This is a genomic window from Aneurinibacillus tyrosinisolvens, assembly GCF_001015055.1.
Classification (GTDB): Bacteria; Bacillota; Bacilli; order Aneurinibacillales; family Aneurinibacillaceae; genus Aneurinibacillus_A; species Aneurinibacillus_A tyrosinisolvens.
Window position 1 is genome coordinate 1 of the sequence record NZ_BBWZ01000080.1, and the last position, 10,445, is coordinate 10,445.

Genomic DNA, 10,445 nt, shown 5'->3' on the forward strand with positions numbered 1-10,445 from the left:
ATACTAAAACTTCATTCTGGAACATGTTATTTCTTCCTTCAGCAAAAGGTCCCCAGGACTCTATCTGAACATTGTTCTCTTTCATAAGTTTAGCACTTTCTATTTGCTGGCAGAAAGGATGCGTTTCGACCTGGTTTACGGCAGGAATTACTTCATTATGAATCATCAAATCTACCAGATGATCCATCTGAAAGTTACTAACTCCGATTGCCTTGATTTTTCCTTCACGATACAATTCCTCCATAGCACGCCAAGAACCATATACATCGCCAAATGGCTGATGAATTAAATACAAATCCAAATAATCCAATTGCAATCTTTCCAGTGATTTTACAAATGCTTTCTTTGTGCTCTCATAACCGGCATCCTGAATCCAGAGTTTTGTCGTAATAAACATTTCCTCTCTTGCCACGCCACTCCGTTTGATTGCTCTGCCGACCGCTTCTTCATTTTGATAAGCGGCATTGGTAAACCATCCGGGTCTCAAAATCGTATAGTCGAGGTCTGAGGCTTCGATGATCTCAGCTGACTTTCGATATGGATCTAATATACTACTATACCTCTCTCCTGGGACTTCATCATATATTCCCATCATGGCTTCTTTTAATTTTTCAACACCCAAAACATCGCCTTCGATGACTCGTACGCGATTTGAATCCATGTTTCTTAGTCTACGTGAGTTACGCAGATAAAGCGTCAACTGAGTATCGGTTTCGTTTAGGAATAAATCAATAGCATAACGAGCAATTGACCCGTTTGCTCCAAGGATTAAAACATTACTCATATTCAAAACTCCCTTCCAAAATTCTAAAGTATAGAGACAGAACGCCCCACGTAAGGCGTTCTTGTCTGTTCCTTATATTCAATGAATATCGAGTTGCCGTCGCGCCAAAATTAGAATGTCGTACCAAGCACCGGATGCAGCACATAGGCTCTTCCAGCAACGCCATTTCTTCAGGTGTCAATTTAATCGAAACAGCAGCCCATTTTTGTTTAAAGTACAGTTTTCCATAAAAAAACTGCACCTCCAATTGTTAGTCGAGTCTAACAATTGGGGTGCAGTTCAATCGCCCGATAAGAGGATTTCTTCTTTATGCTGCTTTGTGGATACTTATTTTTTTTCCTTCTTTACGCCACTCTTTAAATTCAGCTGCTGCTGTGAAAAGTACGTCTGTGGATGAGTTAAGTGCCGTTTCAAAAGAGTCTTGTAAAACACCTATGATAAAGCCTACTCCAACTACCTGCATAGCAACTTCAGCTGGGATTCCAAATAAGCTGCACGCTAGAGGAATCAGTAACAAGGATCCACCAGCAACCCCTGAAGCACCACAAGCACATATAGCTGATACTACGCTGAGGATGATTGCTGTAGGGAGGTCCACTTGAATGCCAAGTGTATGAACCGCTGCAAGTGTCAAAACAGAAATAGTAACAGCGGCACCAGCCATATTAATGGTTGCACCTAATGGAATGGATACTGAATAACTATCCTTATCCAAACCTAGATTTTCACATAATCTCATATTTACAGGAATATTTGAAGCTGAGCTACGTGTAAAGAATGCTGTAATACCGCTTTCCTTTAAGCACTTAAAAACAAGCGGGAAAGGGTTTTGACGTATAACTACGAACACAATGATTGGATTGACAACAAGCGCCACGAAGACCATACAACCAATCAAAACGGCAAGTAATTTCCCATAGCTTAGTAACGACTCAATTCCATTTGTAGTAATAGAATCAAATACTAGACCCATGATTCCTAATGGTGCAAACTTAATCACCCATGCAACCATTTTGGATACAGCATCTGAAAAATTAGAAATCATCGTTTTTGTCGTATCAGGGGCATTTCTTAACGCCAAACCAAGAAGTATCGCCCAAGCTAAAATACCGATATAGTTCGCATTATAAATTGCTTTAACTGGGTTATCAACAACGTTCAGCAGTAATGTTTTGAGAACCTCTACAACACCGCCAGGAGCCGTCACACCCTCAGCGCTCTTTGCAAGTGTTAAGCTTACAGGAAAAATAAAACTTAGAATAACGGCGATTAATCCAGCTAAAAAGGTTCCTAAAAGGTATAGGAAGATAATGGATTTCATATTCGTTTGGTGACCACTCTTGTGCCCCGCGATGGCCGACATAACCAAGAAGAGTACCAACACAGGTGCAATTGCTTTCAAAGCACCTACAAATAAAGAGCCTAAAATCACAACAGGTTTTGCTGCTTCGGGGAGCGTTACAGCCAGGATAATACCAACAATCAAACCTATAATTATTTGTTTTACCAGACTCAATTGACTCCCCTTTTTCAGTATGCTTTTCATAGATGTTCCCCCACTAGTTTAAGATAAAATTGTAACATTGCTAATATCTAGCTATTCATTTCTCATAACCCTGCGATAGAGGTCATTACTAATTAAATAGGTTTCTGTATGATTAATTTCTTCGATGGATGGCCATTCTCATCGCATTCCACTCCATAAAGACAACTGTCTTTATGATAAATAGTATTATAATGATTTTTTTGATATATTACAATATTATTATCCTTGTCAAAAAAGTTTTAACCTATTCATTAGTGTGCAGGAAAGAAAACCATCTGCAAAAGGAAAATGAACCCAAAGAGATATAGGATAGGATGTACCGCTTTGCCTTTTCCGCTTACAAATTTCAGTAACGGATAGGTAATAAACCCAATGGCAATTCCTGTGGCAATACTGGATGTTAAAGGCATACTTAAAATAATGACAAAAGCAGGAAAAGCCTCATCAAAAGTTTTCCAGTCAATTCGTGCAAGTCCTTCCATCATAAAACATCCAACAATAATTAAAACCGGTGCTGTAATCGCTGGCAATGAAGAAATAGCAGAAATAACAGGAGAAAAGAACATCGAAATTAAAAATAAAACAGCGACAACAAGAGCAGTTAATCCTGTTCTACCTCCGGCTGCAGTTCCGGTTGTAGATTCAATGTATGCGGTCGAAGGGCTTGTTCCAAATACTGAACCAATTGTCGTGGCCAGCGCATCAGCCATTAGAGCCTGTTTTGCTCTCGGTAGTTTTCCTTCCTGCAATAAATCTGCTTGTTCGGCAACACCAATAATCGTTCCTGTCGTATCAAAAATAGTTACCAAAAGAAAAGCAAAAACGATTGTGTATAATCCTTGAGAGAAAACAGCACCGATGTCCAATTGAAAGAAAGACGGAACAGGTGGTGCGGACACAATGCCCTTGAACTGCAGCATACCTGAAAAATAACCAATGATGGCGGTAGTTACCATACCGATAAACAATGCACCGTTTACTTTTCTTGCAATTAATACGAGGGTAATGAATAAAAAGCCCGATTCCTGACGTAATTCCGTATTTTAATGAACTGGGTATCGCATGTATTAAGGTTTCGCGCAACGCAGTAAATGTAAGCAGAATAAATATAATCCCAGCCAGAAATACAGCACCAAACACAGCCTCATAAGAAATTCCATGCGCAGTAACTACACTTGCAAAATAAGCATTCATCCCCATTCCGGGCGCAATCGCAATTGGATATTTGGCAAACAGCGCCATCCAGAGTGTTCCTATCGCAGCAGAAATAATCGTTGCCATGTACACTTGATGAAAAGGTACGCCTGCTGAAGACAATATGGCAGGATTTACAATCACGATATAAACCATAGTTAAAAATGTAGTGAGTCCGGCAATCAGTTCAGTTTTAATGCTTGTTCCGTTTTCTTTTAGATGAAAAAACTTCTCCATAAAAAATCTCCACCTTATCTTTTCATATGGCCAGAAAACAAAAAAATTCTGACTGTAAATGGGTACAATAATATACCCATTCGTAGCCAGAAATTTACGGTTCCTTCTAGAGACCCTCAAACCTTATTATCGAGGATATACGAACGATTATGAGTGCTGTATGAGCACATTTGTATATTAAGGCAAACAATCAAGGAGTGTCAACTTAAAATTGTTCGTTTTAAGCTTTTCTTAAAAAGTATGAAATTCTACATAGTATAACCAAATACCTCCGGAAAATTTCTATCAGGATATAAGAGTGATCTGGCGAGAGAACAATCTTACGGGCGAGAACAAGTAAGACAATGGCCATCAGACGATTCATTGAAAGGGTTCGAAACAATTCAAAAAGTTCATAGACGACCAGTATAGAAAATATCTTGTACGACCGGATGAAAATCAGTAAAAAGAGACTCTGGTTGGCTACCTGTTTGTATAAAAAGAGGCTTCCAGTGAGGAATCCCTCTACATTGTTGTCTTTATTTAATGAAAAGACCCAATAACGGAACGGTCCATATCGCGAATAAGTTTATCCATGTCATCGACGAATGTCTGAGTTGGTCGTCTATCACGTAGTTGTGAACCTAAGGCGCGGACTTGTTGATGCAATGCTGGATCAGCTGTTACATGAGCGATACACCCTGGTTCTGCGGCCTCCAGATTCTCACGTACCTGCTGTTCAATCATCTGCCTATTACCGTTGTTTTTGATATCAATCCCAACAATAATATCATTCCCATAAACAAACGTAGTAGTATGACTTACCCCTGGAACATTTGCAGCTAGTTGTGCTATACGTTCAGCAATCGGATGGTCATTAACTATTGTAGTAAATCGGCTTCCAGGGTGATCAAACGGAGAGGTTCCTCTATAGGGCCACACACTGTAACTATGTATGTCATTTGGATGGTTGTTATTAGAATCAGAAGCAACGCCATTCGTTCGGTATTCATTCGCTTGATACCCCTGTGTTCGACCTGCATTATTCGGCGTTCCGTCCTGATTACAAGCAATCAATGAACTTCCCAATACAGCAACATGAGTGATCACAGTAAATATTTTTATAGCTTTATTCATCTCTTCACCCCCTTGTTAGTTTGCACACTTTGTCCAATCTTATCAGGGAGGATTAATGAAAGTTATTTCTCATAAGCTGCATCTTAATATCCGAAATTCCCCCTAACAGAAATGTTTTTTGGGCGTTTTTTTTAATCAGCGCTTAAAAAATAGTACAAGACAGTATAAAATAGGTAAAATAAACAAATGAATGAATCAGTAAAGGGTATAGTATTAAAGAAAACACATAACTAAATAGGAGAAAAAGCCATGCTAGCTAAAAATGGATTTAGAAAACTGACTGCTTCGGTAAGTCCTCCTCAACTCTTTGTCATTGGGTTTGGAACGCTTATTTTACTGGGCGCATTCTTATTAACACTCCCTATCTCCACCGTCGATGGTCAAGGGTTGCCTTTTGTAGATGCTCTGTTCACAACCACTTCTGCTACTTGTGTGACTGGCCTTGTTGTTGTGGATACAGGCACTACCTTCACCCTTTTTGGGCAACTCGTTATTTTAAGCCTGATTCAAATAGGTGGACTCGGTTTTATGACCGTTGCTTCTCTTTTTGTTTTGATACTGGGAAGAAAAATTTCGCTCCGACAGCGGCTGCTCATTCAAGAATCTATTAGTCATTTAAGCATGGGCGGGATTATACGTCTGGTTCAGCGTATTCTTCTTTTTACTCTTATTTTCGAGGGAGCAGGCACACTTATCTTAGGTTTATATTGGCTTCCAGACCTGGGCTGGCAAAAGAGCTTTTATTGGGGTTTGTTTCATTCAATATCAAACTTTAATAATGCAGGGTTTGATATTGTTGGAGAATTTAGAAGCTTAACCCCCTTTGTAGATGACCCTGTCGTCAACATCGTGATTATGACACTGATTGTTGCAGGCGGAATTGGATTTGTGGTCATTGATGAACTGGTGGATTATAGAAAAAAAAAGAAGCTGTCCCTCCATACAAAGGTTGTTCTTTCAACCACAGCCATTTTGATTTTTGGAGGAGCTTTTTTTATCTTTCTTTTTGAATTTAACAACCCAAAAACACTAGTACCGCTTAACTGGTCAGGAAGAATACTGGGTTCCCTTTTTCAATCTATTTGTACCCGTACAGACGGGGCCAACACCTTACCTATCGGCGATATGCGTCAGGCTACTCTTTTCATGATGGTGATCCTGATGTTTATTGGGGCTGCACCAGGTTCCACAGCGGGCGGGATTAAGGTAACCACTTTCGCAATCTTATTAGGTGCAGTGTGGGCGATGATAAAAGGCCAGGGTGATGTGGTCTATTTTAGGCAGCGAATTGGAGAAGAGAAAGTATACAAAGCATTAACGGTTACGTTCGCAGCGCTCATATTAGTTATTACAGTCGCAATGCTTCTTTCCATTACAGAGAAAGCGGATTTTCTCACCGTACTTTTTGAAACCACCTCTGCCTTTGGTACAGTAGGTTTGTCAACGGGATTGACACCTAAGCTCACAATCATCGGGAAACTTCTTCTTTCTTTTGTTATGTTTGCTGGACGTGTCGGCCCTTTAACCGTTGCTTTTGCATTAAGCTGGGATCGCAACAAAAAACATTTCCGCCATTCGGAAGGGAAAATTTCCATTGGATAAAAAATAAAGGTAAAGGTAAAGGTAAAGGGACAGCATTTATGCTGTCCCTTGTTTTGTATCTACTTCATCTACGCCTAATTTACGAGCAACATACGGTGTTGTACTCGCTTGCACTAAGATGGTAATCAAAATCGCAAGGAAGGTCACAGCCGCAATGACCTCTGCATACGGTACACCCATTCCAACTACCATACCGGATAGTGCGGCAGGAATCACACCTGTTTCCCTTGTCCAACACATAAATAAGATTTCCCGCCAAGTCCATTTGGCTTTTCGATCAGGCAGAGCGCAGGTAATGACCGTGAGTGGACGCGCAATAAACATGAGGATAAAGACCACGAGGACTCCTCCCCACAGATACTTCATCATCATGGAGAAATCTACCTGGCTGCCTAACAAAATAAAAATGAGCATACGCATCATCACCGTTATATTGTCCGAAAAATGGTGGATTTCACTTTGTTTTGCTTCCATATGAAGCCCGAAATCAGAAGCGTTCCCGAAGATAAGCCCGGCAACAAAGGTCGCCATAAAACCACTAACATGCACTACATCCGCTAGCAGGTAGGAAAGCAGCGCTGCAACCACCATCCCTATGACGGTGTAATCACGCAAAAAGCCAAATGAAACATGAGAAACTAAAAAAGAAATGACAAAACCAATAGCTGCTCCAATTAAAATCCCACCCACCGCTACTTTCAAGAAATCAAGGATACTTTCTTTAAGGATTGCAAACGAATATTTCGTCCTCCATCAAATAAGATTAAAGTGGCTCCAAGCACAAGAATAAACTGATTTAAAAAGGAACGGCTTTCTACAGAAATCAAGTGTAGCCCTGGCCCAATAGCAATCCCGAGGAGTAAAAATAAAGCGACATCCGGTATTTTTACTTTCGCAGCTATTTTCCCAGCGATCATCCCCCCAATGAAAATGGCAATGAGCAAATAAAAGACACGGTGAATCGCTGTCGTGATCTCTTCCATGAAATATAACAACCTTTCGTATTAAAGATAAGGAAACAGAATTTACGGCATGCTATAAGATAGAATGCCCTTTAATTTACGTGTTACAATGACAGGATATAAAGATACCGAAGGAGTTGTAGAGAAAAATGGATGCAAAATCGTTTGCCGTTATTGGCTTGGGGCGTTTTGGTGGCAATGTCCTCAAGCATTTATATGAATCAGGATATGAAGTCATGGGCATTGATGAAAACGAGGAAAAAGTCCAAGACTATACGGGGATGGCTACCCATACGGTACAAGCAGATTCAACGGATGAACAAGCCTTACAAGAAATCGGAATTCGAAACGTTGACGTGGTCGTTGTTGCCATCGGGGAAGATATTCAGGCCAGCATTTTAACTACCTTGATTTTAAAGGAAGCAGGCGTGAAAAAAATTGTGGCTAAAGCTCAAAATGAACGGCATGGACAAGTATTGTATAAGGTAGGAGCCGATCGGGTGGTCTTCCCTGAGCGGGATATGGGAAAACGAGTGGCCCATAATTTAATCTCGACCAATGTTCTTGATTTTGTTGAACTCTCTCCCGATTACGGCGTAGTGGAAGTAGCCGCTTCAGAAAATTTGTATGGAAAAAGCCTTATTGAACTGGATCTGCGCGCGCAGTTTGGGGTCAATGTCATGGCGATTAAAACGAACCATGAGTTTAATATTGCACCCAGTCCGGAAGTCATCATTCAGGAAGGCGATATTTTAATTGTCATTGGCCATAATGATGATTTAAGACGCTTTGAAGAAGAAATTTAGTTTATTAGAAAAAGCGATACAGAAACGAAAAATACCCACCAGATATTATTAATTTGGGATGGGTATTTTAATTTATTCACGTATTTTCACCAGTGTTGATTAACCATTTGTAGGAGACTGGTTCCATATGAACATTAATAACTTTTTATGAACGTCCGAAAAACAGGCTGCCACTATTCCCCTTGCATGTTGAACCTTCTGTACTAGGCATTCTGCTTGTTACTTTTAATAAAACGAGCCTCTTAAATTAAGAGGCTTTCAACCTGTATAGGTAAGTTTCTATAATAAGGTGATTTTTTCTTCTAGGTCAGGGAATCGTGAGCAATACCTAGCTCATTTTTAATGTTCTCCATTCCATACCGGGTGAGGAATTTATTGAACTTTTCCCTTTTCTTCCCGTGCTGTTGATAAAGGAGAATAAGTTTCTTCACGAATTCAGACAAGCTTTGTTCGCTAACCTGTTCTATCAACAATTGACCCGTACCAGCTTCCAATGTTTTTGACATTCCTCCAATATAGATATCAAAAGCATCGTTTCGTTTTACAACGCCAATATCCTTTACAAGGGGTTCTCCACAGGCATTGGGACATCCAGTATAGCCAACCCTCATAGTAAAGGGAACTGGAATGCCTGCAATGGTGTCATTTAGATTTTTTGCGGCATTTAAGCCTTCTACTTCCGCTCCCTTGCAAAAATTACAGATAGAGAGATTCTTTACAACTGAACCGGTATCATACACACATAGCCCCCGCAGAAGTAACCTTTGTTTTGCCTCCGCTGCTTTCTCCTCCTCCATTTCAACAATCAGCTGCTGGAAAGTGGTTAATTCAATTTTTGCATCTGTACCAACGATTTCCCCAATCGCCATCAAATCATCTGGAGTAAAAACTGACCCTCCCACTCTTATTTCCGGACTCACCGCAAACGTGATTTTATTCAATCTCCTCATCCTTTCTTTCCTTTATATTTTCTTGGAAACAATTCACTGAAAGGATAAACTGTTCTTTGATTTAATTATCAAAATGATTTTAAATAACTGAAAGTCATTTTGATGCTTACCGTTTGTACTGTGTAAACTTAGATTAAATTATCATTCAGTGTATGACCTACAAACCGAGTGCTGATTTTGTAAGGATAAAAAGCCCACAAGAACTTTTTATCCTTATTTCATTAAGGCACTTTCACAACAAAAGGTACGGTGAATACTTTCCCCTCATACTGAAATTGACCCCAGATTTAATAAAGACCACTCTTTGAAAACTCGGTCATAAATTTCGCATCTGGGCCTGAACCCTGCCCCTCCATGGAATGTACATGCAGGTAGTTTTCTGTATCTGCGCTCATAATGACGACATGGCCGATTGCTCCTAAATAAGGCTGCAGGTTTGTCATTGGCTTTTTACTGTTTGCATCGTTAATGGTAAAGTTCATCATCAGTTCCTTGCCTGTCTTTAACTGGTCAAAAGAAAGTGTAATTTCTTTTCCATCCACCACTTTTGTTAAATTGGACTCGGGCTGCAGTGGTTTCGGTGCAGCTGTTCTTCCCGATACGTTAATCCAATCCATTTCAACCTTCTGTTTCCCACCGGTGGGGATAAAATCTGAAATGAGCTTGTAATCTCCTCCGGTTGGGAATTGAGTTGTAACCTCGAATTCTCCTTTTCCTTTGTATTCGGGATGAATGTGGTTAAAGAAAGATAAATCTTTGCTTAACACAATCAGATGGATTTTCTTTTCATGATTCACATCAAAGTTCTCAATGGGCTTCCCTGCTTCGTCTCTAACAAAGAAATTCATTTTCGTATCCTGGTTTGGCTTGATATCAGCCGGTATTTTCCACACCGTGTGTACTGGTATATCCTTCTTCTCTGTTGCTGAATGTCCACCTTGATCCATGCCCTCATGTGTATGCCCCTGTTGGTTATGATCCATTCCATCATGTGTCTGTTCCTGCCCATTATGAGCCATCGCCTGCGGTTGTTCATGTTGACTAACACTACCTTTTGATTGACTCGTTGAATTATAGGCAAACAAAACGAAGGCGATTAAAACGATCGAGACGGTTAAGTAATATTTCATACCTTTATTCCCCCTTATAATTTTACTTTTTGAAGGCGAAGCGCATTGAGAACAACCGATACCGAACTTAGAGCCATTGCTGCACCCGCAACCCATGGAGCCAAGAGTCCAACAGCAG

9 protein-coding genes, 1 pseudogene and 1 riboswitch are annotated in these 10,445 nt (G+C 40.2%); of the genes and pseudogenes, 2 read left to right on the forward strand and 8 right to left on the reverse strand.

Going from position 1 to position 10,445, the window contains the following annotated elements; all coding sequences use genetic code 11:
* The 4 genes and pseudogenes from MBEAL2_RS30825 to MBEAL2_RS27750 form a co-directional block, all read right to left on the reverse strand.
* Nucleotides 1-784, reverse strand: a 784-nt coding sequence (locus MBEAL2_RS30825) for an aldo/keto reductase (RefSeq protein WP_152667956.1), incomplete at its 3' end; no start/stop codon positions are given.
* A gap of 307 nt (nt 785-1,091) precedes the next feature.
* Nucleotides 1,092-2,330 (reverse strand): serine/threonine transporter SstT, encoded by a 1,239-nt coding sequence (gene sstT, locus MBEAL2_RS27740; RefSeq protein ID WP_047155428.1) that lies wholly within the window; start codon nt 2,328-2,330, stop codon nt 1,092-1,094.
* 251 nt (nt 2,331-2,581) lie between these two features.
* Nucleotides 2,582-3,761, reverse strand: a pseudogene (locus MBEAL2_RS27745) (NCS2 family permease).
* A gap of 63 nt (nt 3,762-3,824) precedes the next feature.
* Nucleotides 3,825-3,924, reverse strand: a riboswitch (purine riboswitch).
* A 359-nt stretch (nt 3,925-4,283) separates the two neighbouring features.
* The gene (locus MBEAL2_RS27750) at nt 4,284-4,817 is read right to left on the reverse strand and encodes a YhcN/YlaJ family sporulation lipoprotein (RefSeq protein ID WP_161798317.1); all 534 of its coding nucleotides are present in this window, start codon (nt 4,815-4,817) and stop codon (nt 4,284-4,286) included.
* Nucleotides 4,818-5,126: 309 nt separating this feature from the next.
* Between MBEAL2_RS27750 and MBEAL2_RS27755 the strand changes: the two genes are divergently transcribed.
* The gene (locus MBEAL2_RS27755; RefSeq protein WP_047155430.1) at nt 5,127-6,479 is read left to right on the forward strand and encodes a TrkH family potassium uptake protein; all 1,353 of its coding nucleotides are present in this window, start codon (nt 5,127-5,129) and stop codon (nt 6,477-6,479) included.
* A gap of 36 nt (nt 6,480-6,515) precedes the next feature.
* Here the strand turns inward: MBEAL2_RS27755 and MBEAL2_RS27760 are convergent, their stop codons facing one another.
* Together MBEAL2_RS27760 and MBEAL2_RS34255 are read right to left on the reverse strand one after the other, a co-directional pair.
* On the reverse strand, nt 6,516-7,181 hold the full coding sequence (locus MBEAL2_RS27760; RefSeq protein WP_052948072.1) for a cation:proton antiporter: 666 nt from the start codon (nt 7,179-7,181) through the stop codon (nt 6,516-6,518).
* Nucleotides 7,178-7,462: a cation:proton antiporter gene (locus tag MBEAL2_RS34255; protein WP_052948073.1), complete on the reverse strand. Its 285-nt coding sequence runs from the start codon at nt 7,460-7,462 to the stop codon at nt 7,178-7,180. The genes MBEAL2_RS27760 and MBEAL2_RS34255 overlap by 4 nt, the downstream gene beginning before the upstream one ends.
* Nucleotides 7,463-7,590: 128 nt before the next feature.
* Here MBEAL2_RS34255 and MBEAL2_RS27765 point away from each other — a divergent pair, with 128 nt between their 5' ends.
* Nucleotides 7,591-8,247 carry a potassium channel family protein gene (locus MBEAL2_RS27765; RefSeq protein ID WP_047155431.1) on the forward strand — a complete coding sequence of 219 codons (657 nt, stop codon included), beginning with the start codon at nt 7,591-7,593 and terminating at the stop codon, nt 8,245-8,247.
* Nucleotides 8,248-8,549: 302 nt separating this feature from the next.
* On the opposite strand, the gene MBEAL2_RS27770 is transcribed toward MBEAL2_RS27765, so the two are convergent.
* Both MBEAL2_RS27770 and MBEAL2_RS27775 read right to left on the reverse strand, forming a co-directional pair.
* Entirely contained in the window at nt 8,550-9,188 is a 639-nt protein-coding gene (locus MBEAL2_RS27770; RefSeq protein WP_047155433.1) for a nitrite/sulfite reductase domain-containing protein, read from the reverse strand.
* 296 nt (nt 9,189-9,484) lie between these two features.
* Nucleotides 9,485-10,327: a DUF8832 domain-containing protein gene (locus MBEAL2_RS27775; protein ID WP_052948074.1), complete on the reverse strand. Its 843-nt coding sequence runs from the start codon at nt 10,325-10,327 to the stop codon at nt 9,485-9,487.
* Nucleotides 10,328-10,445: the final 118 nt, after the last annotated feature.